The organism is Sphingomonas sp. MMS24-J45 (genome assembly GCF_044881195.1).
Lineage (GTDB): Bacteria > Pseudomonadota > Alphaproteobacteria > Sphingomonadales > Sphingomonadaceae > Sphingomonas.
On sequence record NZ_CP173255.1, the window covers coordinates 1,571,492 to 1,592,333 of the forward strand.

Below are 20,842 nucleotides of genomic sequence, written 5' to 3' on the forward strand. Positions count from 1 at the left end.
GGAGCGACACGCATGAAACTGATGACCGGCAATTCCAATCTGCCGCTGGCGCGCGATGTCGCGGCGTATCTTGAGCTGCCACTCACCGACGCGCTCGTCCGGCGCTTTGCGGACGAGGAGATTTTCGTCGAGATTCAGGAAAATGTCCGCGGCGAGGATGTGTTCGTGCTGCAATCGACCGGCTATCCGGCGAACGACAATCTGATGGAATTGCTGATCTGCATCGATGCGCTGAAACGCGCTTCGGCCAAGCGCATCACCGCCGTCATCCCCTATTTCGGCTATGCCCGGCAGGACCGTAAACCTGGGCCGCGTACACCGATCTCGGCCAAGCTCGTCGCCAATCTGATTACCGTCGCGGGGGCGGATCGCGTGCTCTCGGTCGATCTCCACGCCGGTCAGATCCAGGGCTTCTTCGACATCCCGACCGACAATCTGTTCGCCGCGCCGGTTATCGCAGCGGATATCCAGACGCGCTACAGCCGCCACAATCTGATGGTCGTCTCGCCCGACGTCGGCGGCGTGGTGCGCGCGCGCGCGCTCGCCAAGCGACTCGACAATGCCCCGCTCGCGATCGTCGACAAGCGCCGCGAGCGCGCCGGCGAATCCGAAGTGATGAACATCATCGGCGAGGTCGAGGGGCGTTTCTGCATCCTGATCGACGATATCGTCGATTCGGGCGGCACGCTGTGCAACGCCGCAGCCGCCTTGAAGGAAGCGGGTGCGGCGGGTGTCGCGGCCTATATCACCCACGGCGTGCTCTCGGGCGGCGCCGTCGCGCGCGTCGAGGGTTCGGTGCTCGAGGAATTGGTGATCACCGATTCGATCGGCAGCCACGAGGTTGTCGCCGCGGCCAAGAAGATCCGCCACCTGACCATCGCCCCACTGCTCGCCGAGGCGATCCGCCGGATTGCGGATGAAAGCTCGGTGTCGTCGCTGTTCGACTAGCGTCCGGGTCGCGCAACCTCCGTAAGCGGCTGCCAGACCGTGATGCGTTGCGTAGCCCCGTCAATATAACCGAAATTCATCTGCGTTGTGCCAACGATGCGGTAGGCGTGGCGGTGGTGCGTTAGATAGGTCGCAACCCGCGTCCTGCCGAAGCGCGGGTCGATCGGCGCGATGATCCAAGCGCTGCGCTGTTCGGCCGGGGTCATCGAATCCCAGATCGCATCTGCAATCTCTGCCGAATGTTCGAACATCGGGAAAACCCAGGGCAGGAAAGGGGCCCGATCGTTCAGCAGCAGTGCGGTTGATGCACTGCTGCCGGTCAGATCAAGCACCGGCGTGTCTGCACCAAGCTGCCCACGATCGGCAATGCGCCGTAGATCGGCGACGTACCGCGCGGTCTGGGAATCGACCAGCAGCGTATCGCTGGTGAAGGGCAGCGCAATCCGCTCGGTCTGGCGATAGACGGGTTCGGGCAACCCCCAGGTAAGCGCGGCCGACAGACATATCGCGAACAGGACATAGGCTGCGCCCATCGTTTCAACGGCACGCGCGATTCGCGCAGAAAAGAAGGCGCGCCCCGCCAGGACCAGCGCAAACAAGGGGCCGTAAAGCCACATTGAAATCTGCACGAGAATCGGGTTCGCGCTGCCATATGCGGACATGAACGGAATAGCGATCAGGATGCCGAGGAGCCCGATAAAGGCCGGAGCGGGCTTGTCGCGGTTTTGGCTGAACGCAAAGGCCATCGTGGCGAAGGTCACGGCAAGCATCGGCATGCCGACATAAAGAAACGGCGTGGCGTGATGCGCGGCCCGGTAAGCGATACGCGCCGCCATGAAGGCAAGGGTCACCCCAAGCCACAGGCCCGTAATCCAGCGCGCGACGACGGGCGCCGTGGCTCCGCCGCGCCGCAGTCGCATCGATACCAGCATGGCGACAGGGGCAGCGAAACTGACCATTAGTACGGCCGGGCTGGCGGCGAGTTCTCCAAGCGTGCGGCCCGGCAGTTCCAGCGGGCCGTTATTGAAATGGAGAACGGTGAGCGTTTGATCCACCATTTCGAGGTATCGCCCTAGGCCCACCGTAATGTGCAGGATCAAGATCAGCGGCAGCACGCAGGTCGTGCCGACAATTATGACACGGCCCATCACCGTCCGGAGGCTGGTCCACCGCCGTGACAATCCCAGCAACAGCGCGACGCCGATCGCGAACAGCATCGCCGAAGGCGGTTTGGCGAAAAACGAAAAGCATCCGCCAAGGCCAACGGCTACCGAGGCGATCCAGTCGGAGCGATACTGCCGATCGCGATCGTTCGAAAGCCAGGACAGCGCACCGGCCAGCAAGACGCACCCGCTTATCGACAGCAACGCGTTATACGCGGGTGTCGGGATCCACATGACGTGCTCAGTCAGACTGAACAGTCCGCCAAGCAGCACTAAGGGCGGGTTGGCATCATTAGGCAGATAGGGCTTGCAGTATCGCTTCACGGCATAGCCGAGCAGTGCCCCCGAGCAGGTCAGCAACACAAGTCCGGTCACCCGCAGGGCGACGATCGATTGGCCAAGACCCAGGAACAACAAATGAAAGGGGAAACCGAAAGCGTGCAGGTTCGACTTGAATCGCGTCGGATCGACGATCAGCGCCAAATAATAGGATTCGTCCAGCCCGCTAAAGCCGCGATTGATTGACGCAAGGAGTATCAGCGCCGTGAGGAAGGCTATGCCCCAGGTCGCCGCGCTCGCCCACCCGGTGGCGCGAACATGCCGATTGGTCTCAGCTTTCGACATTGTGCCACCCATGTCGCCCCCCTTTTTCGTAGGCTGTGGCTGACAGCGGTGGATAGATCAAGCCGTCTCTGGCGAGACCGTCATCGGACGTGTTGTCGCTGCCCCGAAAGCAGCGAACCTAGCGTCTCGGTCCCGGTCCACATCGCGGCCGCCCAGCCACATCGAGTCGCGGCATCGACATTGGCGATCGTGTCATCGATGAAGAACAGGTCCTTCGAACGGAAACCGGTGCGTGCTTCGATCGTCTGGCAAAAGCCGGGATCGGGCTTCGAATACCCCAGTGCGGCGGTGTAATGCAGGCCGTCAGACGCTCGGGAGAAGCCGAGATCCTCCCAGAGATAGCGCGCGCGTTCACGTTCCTGAACGGTGGCGAGATGGATTTGCGTTCCGCCCGCGCGCAATTCGGCAAGTTCAGCGAGCAGAACGCTATCGACATGCGCGTCATTACTGAACCAATAGTCGATCAACGTCCGGTACGGCAAAAGGGGCGCGAAATCCGCCAGCACCGGCTCGAGCCGTTCGCGCAGCGCAGCGCGAACGTGGACCACATCGTCCCAATGCGGTTCGAAAAACGCACTTTGCAATGTCGCGGCGGATACGCCCAAATCGCGCTCTAGGTTGGCGCTCCAGCCGCCGGGGTCCGGGCGGACGAGCAAGACGCCGTCGATATCGACCATAATCGCTTTGATCGGCATCGACCGAATGCAAACCCTAAACCCGCTCGACCACACGCCCCGACCCGTCCTGCGCGCCTGCCGCGCGGACGCCGGCCATCTCGCGGCGCTTCAACTCCGCCTTCAGCACCTCGGGCTTGGGCGCATAGATAAAACCGAAGCTGACCGTGCCGTGCTTGGTACCGACGACATGGTGCAGCCGGTGCGCCTGGACGATGCGCTTCATGTAGCTCCAGCGCGGGACGTACCCGCTTTCCACCCGGCGGTGGACGATCACGTCGTGAAACCCGAGGTAGATCGCGCCATAGCCCGCGATCCCGGCGCCGATCCACGTCGCCCAATCGCCGGTCGTGCCGCTCGTCCCCAAAATCAGCAGCACGATCGAGGGCAGCGCAAAGATCACGAAATACCAGTCGTTCAGCTCCCAGAAGCCGGTGCGCGGGCGGTGGTGGCTTTCGTGGAGGAACCAGCCGGGGCCATGCATCACCCAGCGGTGGACGACATAGGCGAACACTTCCATGCCCGCGATCGTCGCGAAAAAGGTCAGGAGGCCGGTTGTCCAGGACATGGCCCCGATATAGCATCGCGGACACGATATGCGACCCTTCTTCGCCCTTTTTGCGTGCGCCGCACTCGCCGCCTGCTCGACCCCCGAAACGCTCACCCGCTCCGGGCTGGTCAGCGGCGGAATCCCCAAGCCGATCGCCGCGTGCATGGCGGGGCGCATGGTCGATCGCCTGTCGATCCTGCAATTGCGCCGCCTGTCGGGCCTCGCCAAGGCCGACCAGTCGCGCACCCTCGATCAGTTCCTGTACCGCGTCCGATCGCTGCGCGACCCGGAGATCATCGCCGTAACCGGCTCGTCGGCGGCGCTGTGCGCCACGGGGATCGCACGCTGAGGGGGTGGATTCGCAGTTCGCGCTGTGCTTAAGGCCAGCGCATTCCCCTCTCTGGCAAAGGCCCCGCCCCATGAACATCCATGAATATCAGGCGAAGGAAGTGCTGGCGAAGTTCGGCGTTCCGGTCCCCGCAGGCTTTGCGGCGCTGACCGTCGAGGAAGCCGTTGCCGCCGCCGCAAAGCTGCCCGGACCGCTCTATGTGGTGAAGGCGCAGATCCACGCCGGCGGGCGCGGCAAGGGCAAGTTCAAGGAACTCGGCCCCGATGCGAAGGGCGGCGTCCGCCTCGCCAAGAGCGCCGACGAAGTCCGCGCGGCGGCGACCGATATGCTCGGCAATACGCTGGTGACGGTGCAGACCGGCGAGCATGGCAAGCAGGTCAACCGCCTCTACGTCACCGACGGCGTCGACATCGCCAAGGAGTTCTACCTGGCGCTGCTGGTCAATCGCGCCACCGGTCGCGTGTCGATGGTTGCCTCGACCGAAGGCGGCATGGACATCGAAACCGTCGCGCATGACACGCCCGAGAAGATCCACAGCATCGACATCGATGCCGCCACCGGCTTCATGCCGCACCACGGCCGCGCCGTTGCCGCCGCTCTCGAACTGACCGGCGATCTCGCCAAGCAGGCGGCGAACGTCGCATCGAAGCTGTACGACGCCTTCCTCGGCACCGATGCCGAGCAGATCGAGATCAACCCGCTCGCCGTCACCGCCGATGGCAAGCTGATGGTGCTCGACGCCAAGGTTGGCTTCGACGGCAACGCCATGTTCCGCCACAAGGATCTGATGGAGCTGCGCGACGAGACCGAGGAGGACCCGGCCGAGCTCGAAGCGTCGAAGTACGACCTCGCTTATATCAAGCTCGACGGCGACATCGGCTGCATGGTCAATGGCGCTGGCCTTGCGATGGCGACGATGGACATCATCAAGCTGAACGGCATGTTCCCGGCGAACTTCCTCGACGTCGGCGGTGGCGCTTCGAAGGAGAAGGTGACGGCAGCGTTCAAAATCATCCTCGCCGATCCGAACGTGAAGGGCATCCTCGTCAACATCTTTGGCGGCATCATGAAGTGCGACATCATCGCCGAGGGCATCGTCGCCGCGGCGAAGGAAGTGAATTTGAGCGTACCGCTTGTCGTTCGGCTCGAGGGTACCAATGTCCAGCAGGGCAAGGATATCCTGGCCAATTCCGGCCTCGCGATCGTTCCAGCGAACGATTTGGGCGATGCCGCGAAGAAGATCGTCGCCGAGGTAAAGGCGGCCGCTTGAGCGCTTTCCTCCCCAGGAGCGCGACAGGACGAACGGAGAGTTTGCAATGAAGGTAATGGTCCCCGTCAAGCGCGTGCTTGACTATAACGTAAAGCCCCGCGTGAAGGCGGATGGGACGGGGGTCGATCTGGCCAACGTCAAGATGAGCATGAACCCGTTCGACGAGATCGCGGTCGAAGAAGCGATCCGTTTGAAGGACAAGGGCGTCACCGAGATCGTCGTCGTCTCGATCGGCGAGCAGAAGGCGCAGGAAACGCTCCGCACCGCGCTCGCGATGGGTGCCGACCGCGCGATCCTCGTCGTCAGCGAGGACAAGGTCGAGCCGCTCGGCGTCGCCAAGCTGCTTAAGGCGATCGTCGCGGAGGAAAATCCCGACCTGATCATCCTAGGCAAGCAGGCGATCGACGACGACAACAACCAGACCGGGCAGATGCTCGCCGGGTTGATGGGCGTCGGCCAGGCGACGTTCGCTTCCAAGGTAGACCTCGCCGCCGATAGCGTCACCGTGACGCGCGAAGTCGATGGCGGGGCGGAGACCGAAACGCTCAAGCTGCCCGCGATCATCACGGTCGATTTGCGCCTCAACGAACCGCGCTATGCCTCGCTGCCCAACATCATGAAGGCGAAGTCGAAGCCGCTCGCGCAAAAGACGCCTGCCGATTACGGCGTCGATGTCGCGCCGCGTCTGACCACGCTGAAAGTGGTCGAGCCGGCCAAACGCTCGGCGGGCGTGAAGGTCGCCGATGTCGATGAACTGGTTGCGAAGCTGAAGGCAATGGGAGTCGCGAAGTGAAGACGCTCGTTTGGGTCGAACATGACGGTGCCACCGTCAAGGATGCCACGCTCGCCGTGGTCACCGCCGCTTCGCAACTGGGCGAAGTGCATTTGCTCGTCGCCGGGCAAGGCGTGGCCGGCGTTGCCGCCGAAGCCGCCAAGATTGCGGGCGTCGGCAAGGTGCATGTCGCCGATGACGCGGCCTATGCGCACGCGCTGGCCGAGAATGTCGCGCCGCTGATCGCCGGCCTGATGGCCGATCACGACGCGTTCCTCGCGCCCGCCACCACCAACGGCAAGAACATCGCGCCGCGCGTCGCTGCCTTGCTCGACGTGATGCAGATTTCGGACATCCTCTCGGTCGAGAGCGAAGACACGTTCACGCGGCCGATCTATGCCGGCAACGCAATCGCCACGGTCCAGACCAAGGACGCCAAGAAGGTCATCACCGTGCGCGGCACTGCCTTCGCCAAGGCGGCGACCGAGGGTGGGTCGGGCACGATCGAGGCCGTCGCCACGACCGGCGACGCGGGTCTGTCGACCTATGTCGGCTCGGAAATCGCCAAGTCGGAACGGCCCGAGCTGACCTCGGCCAAGATCATCGTCTCGGGCGGCCGCGCGCTCGGCTCGGACGAGCAGTTCCACGCGATCATCGATCCGCTCGCCGATAAGCTCGGCGCAGGCGTCGGCGCGTCGCGCGCCGCGGTCGATGCGGGCTATGCCCCGAACGACTATCAGGTCGGCCAGACCGGCAAGATCGTCGCCCCCGAAGTCTATGTCGCGGTCGGCATTTCGGGCGCGATCCAGCATCTCGCGGGCATGAAGGACAGCAAGACGATCATCGCGATCAACAAGGACGAAGACGCGCCGATCTTCCAGGTCGCGGACCTTGGGTTGGTGGGTGATCTGTTCAAGCTGGTACCGGAGCTGACGGAGAAGCTATGACGACGCGAGGCGCGTAGCGAATGCTACCCGCCGCTGCGACGCGCAAAGCGCCGTCGCACGCGTCGGCACGGCCGGCGGCGCTCCAGCGCCGACCGACGACGCGGGATTTATTCCCGCGTCGGGCCGATGCGGATGATATCCCCCCGGCAACCCCCGCTCGACTGGTGCGTTTCCCTCCCGAAGGAATGCACCATGACGCCGCAACCCAACAAACCCGCCGGCGATTTCGATAAAGACGGCAAGGCGCGCCCGGCGGCAGACCGCCAGGCGGTCAAGAACCAGTCGACCGTCACCCCGGAAGACTATCCCGATCCCGCCGCGGGCGAGACCGCAAAACGCGGTCCTGACGCCGCGTCCTAAAACCCGCCGAGAAAGCTCGCGACGTTCGCGCCCAGCGCATCGACGGCATAGCCGCCCTCCATCGCCACCACGGTCGGCCAGCCGGACGCGGCGATATCCGCCGCCAGCACCGCGTAATCCGCGGTCGTCAGTTTGAAGTGCGAGATCGGATCGCCCTCCCACGTATCCACCCCCAGGCTGACGATCAGCAGGTCTGGCGCGAACCGCGTGATCGCCTCCAGCGCCGCCCCCTGCGCGCGCCGGAACGGCTCCAACCCCGCCCCCTGCGGCAAGGGCAGGTTCAGCGTGGTACCCAGCCCGGCCCCTTCGCCCATTTCATCGGCATGGCCCCAGTAAAACGGGTAGTCCGTCGCCGGATCGGCATGGATGCTGGCGTAGAACACGTCACCGCGCTCCCAGAAGATATCCTGCGTGCCGTTCCCATGGTGATAGTCGATATCGAGGATCGCGGCGCGCGCGCGCCCCGCGTCGATCGCCGCCTGCGCCGCAATCGCGGCAGTATTGAGATAGCAATAGCCGCCAAGATAATCCGCCCCCGCATGGTGCCCCGGCGGGCGACACAAAGCGAAGGCCGAACGATCGCCGCCCAGCACCGCATGCGTCGCCGCCAGCACGCTTTGCGCGCTCCAATAGGCCGCGTCCCACGTCGCCGCCGTCAGCGGGGTCGAGGCATCGAAGCTGTACTGGCCGATCATCGCATCAATCCGCTCCAGTCGCAGCGGCCGCCGCCCGACCACTGGCCAGACATAGCCCATCACGTCCCCCGGCCGCCCCGCCGCGGCCCAGCGCGCGGGGGCCTCTTGCAGGAAGGCGAGATAGTCGGCGCTGTGCACGGCCCCGATCGCCGCCATGCCCCGGTCGCTCGGCTCCTCCGCCCCGCCGATCGCGCGCAGCACCGTTTCGGCGCGGGCAGGTGTCTCTGCATGGGCGGCAAACCCGCCATTGTGCAGCTCGGTCGCGGGGGCGTGGGCCAGTTGACGGCTCGAGAAAAATTTCCGCATCACACCCCCGGGACCGGCCGCCGCCGCGGCGCAAAGCGCAGCACGAGATAGCCGGCCAGACCCGACAGGATCGATCCGCCCAGCACGCCGATCTTCACCTGATCGACCAGCGTTTCCTCCCCCGGAAAGGCGAGCCCACCGATAAACAGGCTCATTGTGAAGCCGATCCCGGCAAGCAGCGCGACGCCATAGATCTGCAGCCAGCTCGCCCCGCCCGGCCGTCGCGCGAAGCCCAAACGCTCGGCCAGCGCAATGCTGCCGAGAATGCCGACCTGCTTGCCCAAAAACAGTCCGAGCGTAATGCCCAGGACCAACGGCTCGGCCAGCGACGCGAGACTCGTCCCCGCCAGCGACACGCCGGCATTGGCAAAGCCGAACAGCGGCACGATCAGGAATGCGACATAGGGATGCAGCGCATGCTCCAGCCGATGCAGCGGCGACTCGACCGAATCCGGCGCGCCGGGGGATTTGGCGATCGGGATCATGAAGGCGGCAACGACGCCCGCGATCGTCGCATGGACGCCCGATAGCAGCACGAGCAGCCACAACACGGCAAACCCGGCGAGATACGGTCCGAGGTGCTTCACCCCGCCGCGGTTGAGGCCGTACAGAATCGCGACGACCACCCCCGCGCCGAGCAGCGCGACGAGATCGAGATGGTCGGTATAGGCGACCGCGATGATCGCCACCGCGCCCATGTCATCGACGATCGCCACTGTCGTCAGGAACAGCTTCAGCGCGGGCGGCGCGCGCGACCCGAGCAGTGCGAGCACGCCGATCGCAAAGGCGATGTCGGTCGCCGCCGGAATCGCCCAGCCGCGCACCACGGCCGGATTGCCGCCCGCCACCGCGAGGTAGATCAGCGCGGGCACGATCATCCCCGCCGCCGCCGCGATGAACGGCAAGCGTCGCCGGTCCCAGCTCGCCAGCCGTCCATCGACGAACTCGCGCTTGATCTCCAGCCCGACGAGCAGGAAGAAAATCGCCATCAGCCCGTCGTTGATCCACAAATGGATCGTCATCGGGCCGAGTTGCTTCAGCAGCACCGGGCCGGTCGCCAGATGCAGGAAGTGAAAGTATTTCTCGGCGATCGATGAATTGGCCGCGACCATCGCCAGCACCGCTGCCGCGATCAGCACGATTCCGCCCGACGCCTCGTTGACGAGGAAGCCGCGCAGCGTCGACCGCGTGCGGCGGACGATCACCCGTGGCACTTGGCTCAGCGCGACGATCGGCGCCGCGGGCGTGGTGGGCGGCGGCGTATCGCTCATCCGGTTGCCAGCGCCTCGGCGATCAGCTTGCGCGTATTGTCGATGCCATAGAGCGCGATGAAGCTGCCCATCCGCGGCCCCTGCGTCGAGCCCAGCAGCGTTTCGTACAGCGCGCCGAACCAGGCACGCAACGGATCGAACCCGCCTTCGTTGCCGATTGCGTAAACGATGTTCTGCAAATCCACTGCGCTGGCATCGGCGGGCGCGGCGGCCAGCTCGCGGTCGAGCCGTTCGAGCGCGGGAATCTCGATCCCCTCGGGCTTGCGCCGCTGGAGCGTCGGCGCGACATAATCGCGGTTGTAGGCCAGCGCATGGTCGATCAGCGCGTCGAGCTCGGGGCTCACCGCGCCGCCTTCGATATAATTGCTGAGGTAGCCGCGCATCTGCTCAGCCGTCGCACTCGCGCCGAGCACGCCCGCCAGATTGAGCAGCAGCCCAAACGTCACTGGCGGCACCTCGGCGGGCACCGCCCCGTTATGGATATGGTGGACCGGATTGCCCAGCTTCTGCTCGACCGGCAGCGTCGGATAGGTGCCGCGGAATTGGAAATACTCATCCACTGCGCGCGGGATGACGCCGATGTGCAGCTGCTTGGCCTTTTTCGGCTCGCGATAGGCGAAGAACGCCAGGCTCTCCTGCGTCCCGTAATCGAGCCATTGCTCCAGCGTCAGGCCATTGCCCTTCGACTTGGAAATCTTCTCGCCCTTTTCATCGAGGAACATCTCATAGACGAGGCCCTCGGGCGGGCGTCCCCCCAGCACGCGCGCGATCTTGCCCGACTGGATGCCGCTGTCGATCAAATCCTTGCCATACATTTCATAATCCACGCCGAGCGCGACCCAGCGCATCGCCCAATCGACCTTCCACTGCAGCTTGGCCTGCCCGCCGAGCACCGATTGCTCCAGCACCTCGCCATCGCTGTCGGTGAAGCGGATCGTGCCCGCCTCCGCATCCACCACCTCGACCGGCACCTGCAGCACCACGCCGGTCTTCGGACTGATCGGCAGGATGGGGGAATAAGTCGCCGCGCGCTCCTTGCGCAGCGTCGGCAACATCACGCCCATGATCGCGTCGTAATGGCGCAGCACGCCCTTCAACGCGTCATCGAACACGCCGCCTTCGTACTGCGAGGCGGAAGAGATGAACTCATATTCGAAGCCGAAGCGATCGAGAAAGTCGCGCAGCATCGCATTGTTGTGCGCGGCAAAGCTCTCGAACTTCCCGAACGGATCGGGAATGCGGGAGAGCGGCTTGCCGAGATGTTCGGTCAGCATCGCTTGGTTGGGCACATTGTCCGGCACCTTGCGCAGCCCATCCATATCGTCGCTGAACTCGATCAACCGCGTCGGCGCATCGGACAGCATCTGGAATGCATGACGCACCATCGTCGTACGCAGCACTTCGTTGAACGTGCCGATATGCGGCAGGCCCGACGGGCCATAGCCTGTCTCGAAGATGATCGGCGCGGGCTGTCCGTTCTTGGCGGGTTTGCCGTCGGGATAGCGCTTCAGCAGCTTGCGCGCCTCCTCATACGGCCAGGCCTTGGATGCGAGAGCGGCGGTGCGGAATTCGGTGGTCATGCCGCTTGCCTAGCGTCACGCATCCGCTTCGTCACCCAAAAGGCGACGGTATCGCGCGCGAAACAATGCCCGGCACGAAGGCCGTTGACACACCGACTACAACTGTAGTCAATGCGGTCGATCGAACGAGGGAGCCGTTAAATGCGTCGGATTACACGGATTGTCCAATCTCTGCTGCTGGTCGGCAGCGCCTGGACCGCGGGCGCGGCGGCAGCCCGCACCGATGCCGCAGCAAAACCGCCCGCGGCAGGCGAGATCAGATTGTTTCAATCGCCCGATCGCGTTCTGGTGATGATGCAGATCGACAATCGCGATCTCGTGCCGATGGTGTTCGACACGGGTTCGGACGGCGCGACCATCGACGCCTCGCTCGCGCGTCGGTTCAAGATGCGCACGGTGGGGCAAGTCCATGAGATCGACGGAACCACCGGCAAGGAGCGCTTCCTGCCGCAGGTCGCGATCCGCGACGTTACCCTGGGCGGTCTCAAGGTGCCGCTGATCGAGGCGGCCTCGGTCGATTACGACCGGCGTGACGCGATGGGCATCGTTTCCTCGGAAATGTTCACCGACAGCCTGTTGTACCTGGACCTTGGCGCCAGCCGGGCGCTGCTCGTGCCGCGCGCGACGGCGCAGACCCCGGCGGGCCCGGCCACCGCCTATGTCGAAAGCATCCCCAGCGTCGATCTGGTCCTGCCCGACGGCAGCACGATCCCCGCGCATTTCGATACCGGATATAATGGCGCGCTCAGCCTGCCGGTCGCGATGATGGACAAGGTGCCGCTGATGGCCCCCGCCAAGATCGCCGGCCGTTTCAAATCGATCAATACCGAAGGCGAGTTTTACGGTGGGCAAATCAAGGGCACGATCAAGATCGGCCCGGTGACGCTCGAAAACCCCAAGGTCGCGTTTCTGGGCACGCTCGCCAACATCGGTCTCCCCATCATCCGCCGGGTCACGCTGGTGATCGACCCAAGCGCGGATCGCAACTGGGTGCTGCCGCCGGGGGCGCGGCCTGAAGTCGGCAAATAGCGGGCGGGGCTCGGACCCTAAGAGATGATTCCTGGGGGCAGGGCGGAGGAGGCCGTCGTCCTGCCGCCCCCTGTCCTACATCGCCAGCCTGTGCGACACTCGCGGGGAACATCGCTCTTTCAAATCGTTGACCGCGCTCGTTTTCAGCGAGCCTCTTGCGCGCGACCGCACCCGCAGTGGCGGCATGTAAGACACGCATTTGGCCTAACCCTAGGCTAACTTTCCGCACCCTATCGCGCGTGCAGAGCGAACCGCTGTCCCTAACCCTGACGTCCTGCGCACTACCCTCGTTGGTGTGACTCACTGCGACTTTAAGCCCCCGCGCACGATCCTTTCTGACCGCAACTTTCGCAACTTTCGGCCGTCCACCCCACCCCGCCGTTGCCATTCCGTTCCAACGCGCTATCTCCATCCCATGCTCCCCTATCCCGCCCTCCACGCCAGCCACAGCGGCATCTGGATCGCGGATGAGCAGGGCACGCGGCCGATCGGGCGGGGGGAGGCGATCCGGATTGCGGCGGATACGCCGGTCATCCTGCTCAACGCCGCGCTGATCGGGCAGCGGCTGGGCTATGCCGATCTGTCGGGGCTCGACCTGCTCGAACTGTTCGCTTTCCTCTGTCCGGCGCGCTTCATGGTGCCGACGCCGCGCGGCCTCGCGCGCGTTGCCGGGCTCCCCGCCCCGCGCGAGGATGCGGAGGTGGCGGGCTTCCTGCGCCAAGCAGCGGCGGCGCTGCTCGACCTGACCGATCCGGCACGCGACTGGCCCGAGCGGGAGGGGGCGTGGACCGCCGCGCAATCGCTGTTCCGGTTGCGCTGGACCTGGGCGCCGGTGCTGGCGCAGCGCCTGCAGAAGCCTGCGGTGGCCGAACGCTGGCTCTATACCAAACTGCCCGAATGGTCCGAGGGCGCCGCCCGCTCGCAGCCGCGCACCGTGACGCTCGACCCTGAGGAAACGCAGGCCCGCCTCGCCGCGCTCACCGGCAGCGCCGCCGAGCAACGTCAGGGCCAGCGCGCCTATGCCCAGGCCGCACGCGAGGCGTTCGGGCCGCGCATGACGGCGGGCGCGCCAAACATGGTGCTGGCGGAGGCAGGCACCGGCATCGGCAAGACGCTCGGCTATCTCGCGCCCGCCTCGCTCTGGGCGGAGAAGGCCGATGGCGCGGTTTGGGTGTCGACCTTCACCAAGGCGCTGCAACGCCAATTGGGGCAGGAAAGCGCGCGGCTCTTCCCCGATCCCGCCGTGCGCCGCGCCAAGGTGGTAACGCGCAAAGGCCGCGAGAATTACCTCTGCCTGCTCAACCTCGAGGATGCGCTGCAGGGCGGGTTCGCCGGGCGCGCCGCGATCCTTGCGCAACTGGTCGCACGCTGGGCGGCCTATACCGCCGATGGCGATATGGTCGGGGGCGATCTGCCCGGCTGGCTCACCACCCTGTTCCGCCGGAATGGTGCCACCGCGCTGACCGACCGGCGCGGCGAGTGCGTCTATGCGGGCTGTCCGCATTACCGGAAGTGCTTCATCGAGCGCGCCGCCCGGGCGAGTGCCGACGCCGATCTGGTCATCGCCAATCACGCCCTAGTGATGGTCAACGCCGCGCGCGGCCGCGAATCGACCACCCGCCCGACACGCTATGTCTTCGACGAGGGGCATCATCTGTTCGATGCCGCCGACGCGATGTTCTCGACCGCGCTGACCGGGAGCGAGACGATCGAGCTGCGCCGCTGGGTGATCGGTCCCGAATCGGGCGGGCGCGGGCGGCGGCGCGGGCTTGCCGCGCGGCTGTCCGACGTGGCGAGCTATGACGAGGCAGGCGGCCGCGCGATCAGCGATGCGGTGGCGGCGGCGCAGGCCCTCGCCAGCGACGGCTGGCTGCAACGGATCGGCGAAGGCGCGCCGTTCGGGCCGATCGAGGCATTGCTCGCCGCGGTGCGCGGGCTGACCTATGCCCGCGCCGAGAAGGATGGCGAGGCGGGCTATGGCCTGGAGACCGAACTCGCTGAGCCTGACCCCGCGCTGATCGAGGCGGCGGGTCCGGCCGCGGAGGCGCTCGATGCGCTGGTCCGCCCGCTCGTCGCGCTCGGACGGCGGCTGGAGGCGGTGCTCGACGAAGGGCCCGATTGGATGGACGGCCCGGCACGCGCCCGGATCGAGGGCGCGGTCGCCTCGGTCGGCTGGCGCGCCGAGACGGTGGCGGCATGGCTGTCGCTGCTGGCGCGGATCGGCGGCCCGGCCTCGCCCGACTTCGTCGATTGGCTCGCGGTCGACCGAGTCGAGGGGCGCGAGTACGATATCGGGCTGCACCGCCACTGGCTCGATCCGACCCGGCCCTTCGCCGAAACCGTGCTCAAGCAGGCCCACGGCGTGCTGGTCACTTCTGCCACGCTGCGCGGTGGTGGCGCGCAGGATGGCGGATGGGACGTCGCCGAAGCCCGCACTGGCGCGCATCATCTGCAACGCGGCGCGAGCCGGTTCGAAGCGGCGTCACCCTTCGATTATGCCGCCCAGGCCGAGGTGCTGATCGTCACCGACGTCAAGCGCGGCGACATGGGCGCGCTCGCCAATGCCTATGCGCGCCTCGGCGTGGCGAGCGGCGGCGGGATGCTCGGCCTGTTCACCGCGATCCGGCGCTTGCGTGGGGTCCACGCCCGCATCGCCGACCGGCTCGCTCGCGATGGGCTGGCGCTCTACGCCCAGCATGTCGACCCGATCGACACCGGCACCTTGGTCGATATCTTCCGCGACGATCCGGCGGCGTCCTTGCTCGGCACCGATGCCTTGCGTGACGGGGTCGATGTGCCCGGCCGATCGCTGCGGCTGGTGGTGCTGGAGGGCGTGCCGTGGCCCAAGCCGACGGTGCTGCACGCCGCGCGGCGGCTGGCGGGCGGGGGGAGCGCCTATGACGATCGCATCGTGCGGGCCCGCCTGGCGCAGGCGTTCGGACGGCTGATCCGCCGCGCCGATGATCGCGGTGTCTTCGTATTGCTGTCCGCCGCGATGCCGTCACGCTTGCTCACGGCCTTCCCGCCCGGCGTCTCGATCCGCCGTGTCACGCTCGACGAAGCGGTGATCCGCGCGTCGGCGCTTCCCTCGCCCGGCCAAATTGGGCATGAGGCGCGCGCGACTGCGGATACGGAGACGAACAGGTGAAGACGCTCACGCTCCTCCGTCATGCCAAATCGGATTGGAACGACCCGGCGCAGCGCGATTTCGATCGCGGACTGAACGGCCGGGGTCGGCGCGCGGCGGCGGTGATCGGGGCCTATCTGCGCAGCAGCGGAATGATGTTCGATTCGGTCGTCGCCTCGCCCGCTGTCCGCGTGGTCGAAACGCTGGAGCAGGTCGAACAGGCCTATGGCGAAACGCTCGCGCCGGCATGGGACCGCCGTATCTATCTGGCGTCGGCGGTGACCCTGCTCGATCTCGTCCACGAAATGCCCGCGGACGTGTCCCGAATCCTGCTCCTCGGGCACAATCCGGGGCTGGAGGATCTCGCTTTGTGGCTGGTGCCACAATCGGCCGATCCACTGCGCGTCGCGCTGGAGGCGAAATATCCGACCGCGACGGTCGCCGAACTGAGCTTTGACGGCGGCTGGGGCGATCTGGCACCGGGAGCTGCCCGCCTGACGCGCTTCGTTCGGCCGCGCGATCTCGATCCGAGTCTTGGCCCGGATGAGGAATGAAGCGCGATCAATCCTTTCCGAGGAGTGACTTCAGTCCCGCCAAAGCACCCGCCGGCTTCGCCTCTTCCTCGCTGATCACCCCCGCTGCGCGCAGAGCCGCCGCAGCATTCGGTCCACGCGGAAAGGGATCGAGCGCCAGCGCCATCGTCTCGGCCGCCGCCTCCCCCAGATCGACGCCGTTCCCGTCATAGGCCATCGTGTCGAGCGCATCGGGGTCAAGCTCGATCTCGTCCTCGGCGGCCACTTCCTGATCGGTCACGAAGCGCAGCGCGACCTCTTCCGCAACCGTCACCGGCAGCGGCTCGTCGGTCACCGAACAGGCCTGCACGACGATGGCATCGACCCGTCCTTGCGCCACGATCCCGGCCGCCTCGCGCCGGACCGAAAACGTCGCCTCCAGCCGATCAACGGCCAGCAGGCCGAAGCGCGTCGCCAACGCCGCGCGTTCGGCTTCGTCGGCGCTGATCGAAACGGTGCGCGCGCCCGCGCCGATCGTGTCGATTCGCTCGATTCGCGAGAATTCGGGTGGAGGAACAGCCGACATCACGGCATCCGTCCGTCGATCAAGGCAGCAGCGGGAATCGCGGCCAAAGCGTCGCGCAAGGCGAACAGCGCCGCCTGCGTGTGTGTCAGCGCGGCCGCATCGGGCGTTACGCCGCGATACAGGTTGCGCTTCAGCGCCGCCGACAGATCGCCCGCCGCAAGCCCGTCGCGATACGCGCCCAGCCGTCCGCCAAGCATTCCCATCATCTTGCCGATATGCTTGCCGACCCCAATGTCGCCGACACCGCTCTCTCGTAACTGGCCGTCCATGTCGGTGACGAAGCGCTCGGTCAGCCGCGCGCTGGCCGCAGCGGCACTGGGATCGTTCTCCAGCCGCAGCAGCACCAGCGACAGCACCGCCGCCACCATGTCGAACCGCCCGTCGAGCGTGTCGGGCACGCCGCCCGTTTCATACCAATGCGGCGCGCGCGCGGTCGCGATCACGCCGTTGTACAGCGCCAAGGCGACCTCGTCGCGCTCGCGGCCCAAAAGTCTGTCGATCCAGCCCAAAATCCGATTGTCCTCGGTCACATCATGGTCGCGCCCTTGTTTGGCCGCGTTTCCCGGCATATTGAGGCAGACGGCCCGCGATGCAATGCGCCGTGGCCAGAATAGCCTGTTACGATTGCGTGCCCTGAACGGAGAGTGTCGATGCGTCTGAAGTCCGTCCGCCAGATGACGGCTGTCGCCCTGCTCGCCGTGGTTGCCATCGGCGCCAGCGCGTGTGCGCCGCTCCGTTCGCACCAGGGGTATGTCGTCGATGCCGACCTGGTCAATTCGGTTCAGGCGGGTACCGATACGCGCCAGTCCGTGCTTGCCGTGCTGGGCAAGCCGACCTTCACTTCCGAATTCAACCAGGGCGATTGGTACTATATCTCCCGCGATTCGCGGAACTTCGCGTATAACAATCCGCGCGTGCGCGATCAGATGACGCTGCGCATCAGCTTCGATCAAAAGGGCGTCGTTACCGCGGTGCGCCGCTCGGGCGTGGAGCAAGTCGCGTCGATCAGCCCGTCGAGCAAGACCACGCCGACGCTCGGCAAGAAGCGCAGCTTCTTCGACGAACTGTTCGGCAACATCGGCACCGTCGGCGCGGTCGGTGGTGCGCAGGGCGGCAACGACAATACGGGCGGCGGGCGCGACACGCCCTGATCGGCGGCCTGCTACACTTTGTTACAACCCTGACCGAATCCTGACGACGGCGTTCGCGGGGCGTTCAGGGCGCGCGGTGCATATCCCTTTGCATGGACCGGCCACCTCGGCTGGCCAGACATGGAGGATATGATGCGCAAACTGATTGTCACCGCGCTGATGGCCGCAACGCTGATGCCCGTTGCCGCAAACGCGCAGTCGAATGCCGAAGTGCGCCGCGACCGGCGCGAGCTTCGCGAGGAACAGCGCGACCTGCGCCAAGCCTATCGCACCGGCGACCGCCGCGAAATCCGCGATCAGCGCGAGGACGTGCGCGACGCGCGGCAGGAACTGCGCGAGGACATTCGCGACCGCAACCGCGCCTATGGCCGCGACGACTGGCGCGGCTGGCGCGATCGCAACCCGGCCTATTACAACCGGGGCAATTGGAACGCGCCGTTCCGGTACACGACGTTCCGCCCGGGCCTGCGGATCGCCGCGCCTTACTACGGGACGCGCTACATCATCGCCGATCCGTGGCGCTATCACCTGCGTCGCCCGGCCTGGGGCCAGCAGTGGGTCCGGCACTATAATGACGTGATCCTGGTCGATACGCGGCGTGGCGTGGTGATCGACGTGATTCGCGGTTTCTACCGCTAAACCTCTCGCGTTCGTCACGGGCGGCGGCCGTGCTCCCTCACCGGGGGCGCGGCCGTCGTTCGTTTCAGCGGACGGTGAAGACCACCTGATCGACCACGCGCCCGCCCGCATCGGTCAGCCGCAGCCGGTGCTGCCCCGGCGCAGGGAGGATCTGCGGGGCGGAGTCCGCCGCGCCGAGCTCGGTCTTGTCCAGCCACAGCCGGTGCGCGGTGGCGGCACCCGAAACGTCGATCGACAGGCGTTGTCGGTCGGGTGGAATATCCGGGTCGATCGCATAGACGCTGCCCGACACGGGGTTGGTGATCCGCGGGCGGCGGGATTCGGCCGGGGCTGCGGCGAAGCGCGTCTGCGCGGTCCCGGTCAGGAAATATTCGATGCGCGGTTGTTCGATGCCGCCGGTAAAGCTGATCGCCTTTGCCTCCACCCCGGCCGGGCGGGGTGGTGCGCCGCTTGGATCGGCGGCGTTCAACGCGAGCATGATGTCGCGCCACACCGGTGCGGCGCCGCTCGCGCCCGACACCGCGCGCATCGAATCGCCCTCCAAGTTGCCGACCCAGACGGCAACGGTGTATTTCTGCGTGAAGCCGATGCACCAATTGTCGCGCATCGCCTTCGACGTACCCGTCTTCACCGCGGCCCAGAAGGGCAGGCGCAGCGCGGAATCGAGCCCGAAGGTGGCGACCCGGGCGTTGGGGTCGGCCATCATATCGGCGACCAGCCAGGCGGCCTGCGGCGTGGTGACGGCGCGCGTCGCCTCTTTCGGCGCATTCATCGTGAGGCGCAGCGGCGACCAGCGCCCGCCCTCGGCCAGGCTGCGATAGGCATTGGCCTGTTCGAGCAAGGTCACCTCGGCCGATCCAAGCGCGAGCGAATAGCCGTAATAGGCCCCATCCTCGACTAGCCCGCGATAACCGCTGTCCCACAGACGATCGCGGAACGGCTCGACCCCGACCAGCAGCAGCGTACGCACTGCCGGCACGTTGAGCGACCCGGCGAGCGCGGTGCGCGCCGACACCGGCCCCTTGAACCCGCGGTCGTAATTCTGCGGCACGTACAGGCCCGATGCCGTGTCGAGCTGCACCGGCGAATCGTCGAGGATCGAAGCCGGGGTGAGATAGCCCTTCTCGATCGCCTGGGCATAAAGGAACGGCTTCAGCGTCGACCCCGCCTGACGATAGGCATTTGCGCCATCGACCGAGGCCGCGGTGGAGGCCCCGCCGATCCCGCCGACATAGGCCAGCACGTCGCCGCTCGCATTGTCGACCACCACCACCGCGCCATCGCGGGCGCGCGCACCGCCAGGCCCTGCAACTGCCGCTTCAACGCGATGATCGCCAGTGTCTGGATGCGGCGGTCGAGCGTGGTGGTGATCTTGAGCCCCGGCTTGGTCAGCAATCGATCCGACAGATGCGGCGCAAGCCCGGGATCGAGCGCCAGGCTGCGCGCCGGGCCGAGCATCGACGCCGCTTCGCCTGCAAAGCGCGTGCAATCGGCTTCGTGGCTGACGGCGCAGGCCCGCCGCGCGACCGTGGCGGGGCTCGCCTGCGGATCGGGCAGCAGGGCGGCGAGCAACACCGCATCGTCGTGCGACAGCGCGTCCGGGGTCTTGCCGAACAGGCCGAGCGCCGCCGCGCCGATGCCCTGCGCCTCGCCCCGGAAACCGGCGAGGTTGAGATAGGCCTCCAGGATCTGGTCCTTCGACCAGCTGGATTCGAGGCTCCACGCCGCGCGCATCTGGCGGAGCTTGTCCCAGATATGCCGCTTGCCCGGTGCGGCGAGATCGGGCGCGAGGAAGCCGGCGACCTGCATCGACAGCGTGCTCGCGCCGCGCGCGCGTTCCCCGCGCGCCTTGTCGCGTGCGACGCTTGCCAGCGCGATCCAGTCGACCCCGCCGTGGCTGCGGAAGCGCTTGTCTTCGACCGCGACGATCGTGTCGCGCGTCACCGGCGCGATCGCGGCAAGCTCGGTCCACCCCAGCCGTCGCGCGGTGAAATCGACGCGCGCGCTGTCGATAAGCGCTCCGTTCCGGTCGTAGAGCCAGGATTCGGACGGGTGCCAACTGGCGCGCACCTGCGCATAGCCGGGTAGCGGCGGGGGCAGGGTGGCGTAATCGACTGCGACGAAGGCGATGACGGCGAGCACAAGGGCGGAGAGGGTGACGCCGCGTTTGGTGCGGAGTTTGGCCCAGATGGCCGCTCCGCCGTCGCCGATCCTGCCATTCAGCCTTTCAAGGCGCGCCCACACTCCCGCGCCACCCCGGCGCAGGCCGGGGCTCAGTCGCGACACACG

Annotated in this window: 19 protein-coding genes and 1 pseudogene; 11 read left to right on the forward strand and 9 right to left on the reverse strand. The window is 66.4% G+C overall.

Translation table 11 applies throughout. The features are described 5' to 3' along the window. The first annotated feature begins 12 nt into the window (after window positions 1-12). Window positions 13-948 carry a ribose-phosphate pyrophosphokinase gene (locus AB5I39_RS07965; protein ID WP_404373415.1) on the forward strand — a complete coding sequence of 312 codons (936 nt, stop codon included), beginning with the start codon at window positions 13-15 and terminating at the stop codon, window positions 946-948. Here AB5I39_RS07965 and AB5I39_RS07970 read toward each other — a convergent pair. From AB5I39_RS07970 to AB5I39_RS07980, 3 genes are all read right to left on the reverse strand, one after another. Further along, window positions 945-2,735: a hypothetical protein gene (locus tag AB5I39_RS07970; protein ID WP_404373418.1), complete on the reverse strand. Its 1,791-nt coding sequence runs from the start codon at window positions 2,733-2,735 to the stop codon at window positions 945-947. The genes AB5I39_RS07965 and AB5I39_RS07970 overlap by 4 nt on opposite strands. 80 nt (window positions 2,736-2,815) lie before the next feature. Beyond that, entirely contained in the window at window positions 2,816-3,430 is a 615-nt protein-coding gene (locus AB5I39_RS07975; protein ID WP_404373421.1) for an HAD-IA family hydrolase, read from the reverse strand. A 16-nt stretch (window positions 3,431-3,446) separates the two neighbouring features. Next, window positions 3,447-3,977, reverse strand: coding sequence for a beta-carotene hydroxylase (locus AB5I39_RS07980; protein WP_404373424.1), 531 nt, complete (start codon window positions 3,975-3,977; stop codon window positions 3,447-3,449). 28 nt (window positions 3,978-4,005) lie between these two features. On the opposite strand from AB5I39_RS07980, the gene AB5I39_RS07985 reads away from it, so the two are divergent. The 5 genes from AB5I39_RS07985 to AB5I39_RS08005 all read left to right on the forward strand — a co-directional run bounded on the left by AB5I39_RS07985 (window position 4,006) and on the right by AB5I39_RS08005 (window position 7,657). Continuing rightward, window positions 4,006-4,308, forward strand: coding sequence for a hypothetical protein (locus AB5I39_RS07985; protein WP_404373427.1), 303 nt, complete (start codon window positions 4,006-4,008; stop codon window positions 4,306-4,308). Window positions 4,309-4,378: 70 nt separating this feature from the next. Next, window positions 4,379-5,578 (forward strand): ADP-forming succinate--CoA ligase subunit beta, encoded by a 1,200-nt coding sequence (gene sucC / locus AB5I39_RS07990; protein WP_404373430.1) that lies wholly within the window; start codon window positions 4,379-4,381, stop codon window positions 5,576-5,578. A 46-nt stretch (window positions 5,579-5,624) separates the two neighbouring features. Next, window positions 5,625-6,371, forward strand: coding sequence for an electron transfer flavoprotein subunit beta/FixA family protein (locus AB5I39_RS07995; protein WP_404373433.1), 747 nt, complete (start codon window positions 5,625-5,627; stop codon window positions 6,369-6,371). Continuing rightward, the gene (locus tag AB5I39_RS08000) at window positions 6,368-7,297 is read left to right on the forward strand and encodes an electron transfer flavoprotein subunit alpha/FixB family protein (protein WP_404373435.1); all 930 of its coding nucleotides are present in this window, start codon (window positions 6,368-6,370) and stop codon (window positions 7,295-7,297) included. Before AB5I39_RS07995 ends, AB5I39_RS08000 begins: the two co-directional genes overlap by 4 nt. Before the next feature lie 192 nt (window positions 7,298-7,489). Next, window positions 7,490-7,657, forward strand: a complete 168-nt coding sequence (locus AB5I39_RS08005; protein WP_404373438.1) for a hypothetical protein — start codon at window positions 7,490-7,492, stop codon at window positions 7,655-7,657. Here AB5I39_RS08005 and AB5I39_RS08010 read toward each other — a convergent pair. From AB5I39_RS08010 to AB5I39_RS08020, 3 genes are all read right to left on the reverse strand, one after another. Further along, window positions 7,654-8,658 carry a histone deacetylase family protein gene (locus AB5I39_RS08010; RefSeq protein WP_404373441.1) on the reverse strand — a complete coding sequence of 335 codons (1,005 nt, stop codon included), beginning with the start codon at window positions 8,656-8,658 and terminating at the stop codon, window positions 7,654-7,656. The two genes, AB5I39_RS08005 and AB5I39_RS08010, sit on opposite strands and share 4 nt — an antisense overlap. Continuing rightward, window positions 8,658-9,860 (reverse strand): Na+/H+ antiporter NhaA, encoded by a 1,203-nt coding sequence (gene nhaA, locus AB5I39_RS08015; protein WP_404374068.1) that lies wholly within the window; start codon window positions 9,858-9,860, stop codon window positions 8,658-8,660. The genes AB5I39_RS08010 and nhaA overlap by 1 nt, the downstream gene beginning before the upstream one ends. Window positions 9,861-9,925: 65 nt before the next feature. Continuing rightward, the gene (locus AB5I39_RS08020) at window positions 9,926-11,509 is read right to left on the reverse strand and encodes a lysine--tRNA ligase (RefSeq protein ID WP_404373444.1); all 1,584 of its coding nucleotides are present in this window, start codon (window positions 11,507-11,509) and stop codon (window positions 9,926-9,928) included. Between the two features lie 141 nt (window positions 11,510-11,650). Here AB5I39_RS08020 and AB5I39_RS08025 point away from each other — a divergent pair, with 141 nt between their 5' ends. The 3 genes from AB5I39_RS08025 to AB5I39_RS08035 all read left to right on the forward strand — a co-directional run bounded on the left by AB5I39_RS08025 (window position 11,651) and on the right by AB5I39_RS08035 (window position 16,219). Continuing rightward, entirely contained in the window at window positions 11,651-12,538 is an 888-nt protein-coding gene (locus tag AB5I39_RS08025; RefSeq protein WP_404373448.1) for an aspartyl protease family protein, read from the forward strand. A 415-nt stretch (window positions 12,539-12,953) separates the two neighbouring features. Next, window positions 12,954-15,686: an ATP-dependent DNA helicase gene (locus AB5I39_RS08030; RefSeq protein WP_404373451.1), complete on the forward strand. Its 2,733-nt coding sequence runs from the start codon at window positions 12,954-12,956 to the stop codon at window positions 15,684-15,686. Then, the gene (locus AB5I39_RS08035; RefSeq protein WP_404373454.1) at window positions 15,683-16,219 is read left to right on the forward strand and encodes a SixA phosphatase family protein; all 537 of its coding nucleotides are present in this window, start codon (window positions 15,683-15,685) and stop codon (window positions 16,217-16,219) included. The genes AB5I39_RS08030 and AB5I39_RS08035 overlap by 4 nt, the downstream gene beginning before the upstream one ends. Window positions 16,220-16,226: 7 nt before the next feature. On the opposite strand, the gene AB5I39_RS08040 is transcribed toward AB5I39_RS08035, so the two are convergent. Together AB5I39_RS08040 and AB5I39_RS08045 are read right to left on the reverse strand one after the other, a co-directional pair. Next, window positions 16,227-16,763: a YceD family protein gene (locus tag AB5I39_RS08040; protein WP_404373457.1), complete on the reverse strand. Its 537-nt coding sequence runs from the start codon at window positions 16,761-16,763 to the stop codon at window positions 16,227-16,229. Further along, window positions 16,763-17,332, reverse strand: coding sequence for a ubiquinol-cytochrome C chaperone family protein (locus AB5I39_RS08045; RefSeq protein ID WP_404373460.1), 570 nt, complete (start codon window positions 17,330-17,332; stop codon window positions 16,763-16,765). The genes AB5I39_RS08040 and AB5I39_RS08045 overlap by 1 nt, the downstream gene beginning before the upstream one ends. A gap of 81 nt (window positions 17,333-17,413) precedes the next feature. Between AB5I39_RS08045 and AB5I39_RS08050 the strand changes: the two genes are divergently transcribed. Together AB5I39_RS08050 and AB5I39_RS08055 are read left to right on the forward strand one after the other, a co-directional pair. Next, window positions 17,414-17,914 carry an outer membrane protein assembly factor BamE gene (locus AB5I39_RS08050; RefSeq protein WP_404373462.1) on the forward strand — a complete coding sequence of 167 codons (501 nt, stop codon included), beginning with the start codon at window positions 17,414-17,416 and terminating at the stop codon, window positions 17,912-17,914. Between the two features lie 132 nt (window positions 17,915-18,046). Next, on the forward strand, window positions 18,047-18,553 hold the full coding sequence (locus AB5I39_RS08055; protein WP_404373465.1) for an RcnB family protein: 507 nt from the start codon (window positions 18,047-18,049) through the stop codon (window positions 18,551-18,553). Between the two features lie 64 nt (window positions 18,554-18,617). On the opposite strand, the pseudogene pbpC reads toward AB5I39_RS08055, so the two are convergent. Next, window positions 18,618-20,743 (reverse strand): annotated as a pseudogene (gene pbpC / locus AB5I39_RS08060) (penicillin-binding protein 1C). Between the last annotated feature and the right edge of the window lie 99 nt (window positions 20,744-20,842).

Coding starts and splice junctions, on each gene's coding strand:
- AB5I39_RS07980 (WP_404373424.1), bottom strand. CDS start 3,977: ATGTCCTGGACAACCGGCCTCCTGACCTTTTTCGCGACGATCGCGGGC.
- AB5I39_RS08040 (WP_404373457.1), bottom strand. CDS start 16,763: ATGTCGGCTGTTCCTCCACCCGAATTCTCGCGAATCGAGCGAATCGAC.
- AB5I39_RS08055 (WP_404373465.1), top strand. CDS start 18,047: ATGCGCAAACTGATTGTCACCGCGCTGATGGCCGCAACGCTGATGCCC.
- AB5I39_RS08010 (WP_404373441.1), bottom strand. CDS start 8,658: ATGCGGAAATTTTTCTCGAGCCGTCAACTGGCCCACGCCCCCGCGACC.
- AB5I39_RS07975 (WP_404373421.1), bottom strand. CDS start 3,430: ATGCCGATCAAAGCGATTATGGTCGATATCGACGGCGTCTTGCTCGTC.
- AB5I39_RS07970 (WP_404373418.1), bottom strand. CDS start 2,735: ATGTCGAAAGCTGAGACCAATCGGCATGTTCGCGCCACCGGGTGGGCG.
- AB5I39_RS08020 (WP_404373444.1), bottom strand. CDS start 11,509: ATGACCACCGAATTCCGCACCGCCGCTCTCGCATCCAAGGCCTGGCCG.
- AB5I39_RS08030 (WP_404373451.1), top strand. CDS start 12,954: ATGCTCCCCTATCCCGCCCTCCACGCCAGCCACAGCGGCATCTGGATC.
- sucC (WP_404373430.1), top strand. CDS start 4,379: ATGAACATCCATGAATATCAGGCGAAGGAAGTGCTGGCGAAGTTCGGC.
- AB5I39_RS08005 (WP_404373438.1), top strand. CDS start 7,490: ATGACGCCGCAACCCAACAAACCCGCCGGCGATTTCGATAAAGACGGC.
- AB5I39_RS07995 (WP_404373433.1), top strand. CDS start 5,625: ATGAAGGTAATGGTCCCCGTCAAGCGCGTGCTTGACTATAACGTAAAG.
- AB5I39_RS07965 (WP_404373415.1), top strand. CDS start 13: ATGAAACTGATGACCGGCAATTCCAATCTGCCGCTGGCGCGCGATGTC.
- AB5I39_RS07985 (WP_404373427.1), top strand. CDS start 4,006: ATGCGACCCTTCTTCGCCCTTTTTGCGTGCGCCGCACTCGCCGCCTGC.
- AB5I39_RS08045 (WP_404373460.1), bottom strand. CDS start 17,332: ATGCCGGGAAACGCGGCCAAACAAGGGCGCGACCATGATGTGACCGAG.
- AB5I39_RS08050 (WP_404373462.1), top strand. CDS start 17,414: ATGCGTCTGAAGTCCGTCCGCCAGATGACGGCTGTCGCCCTGCTCGCC.
- AB5I39_RS08025 (WP_404373448.1), top strand. CDS start 11,651: ATGCGTCGGATTACACGGATTGTCCAATCTCTGCTGCTGGTCGGCAGC.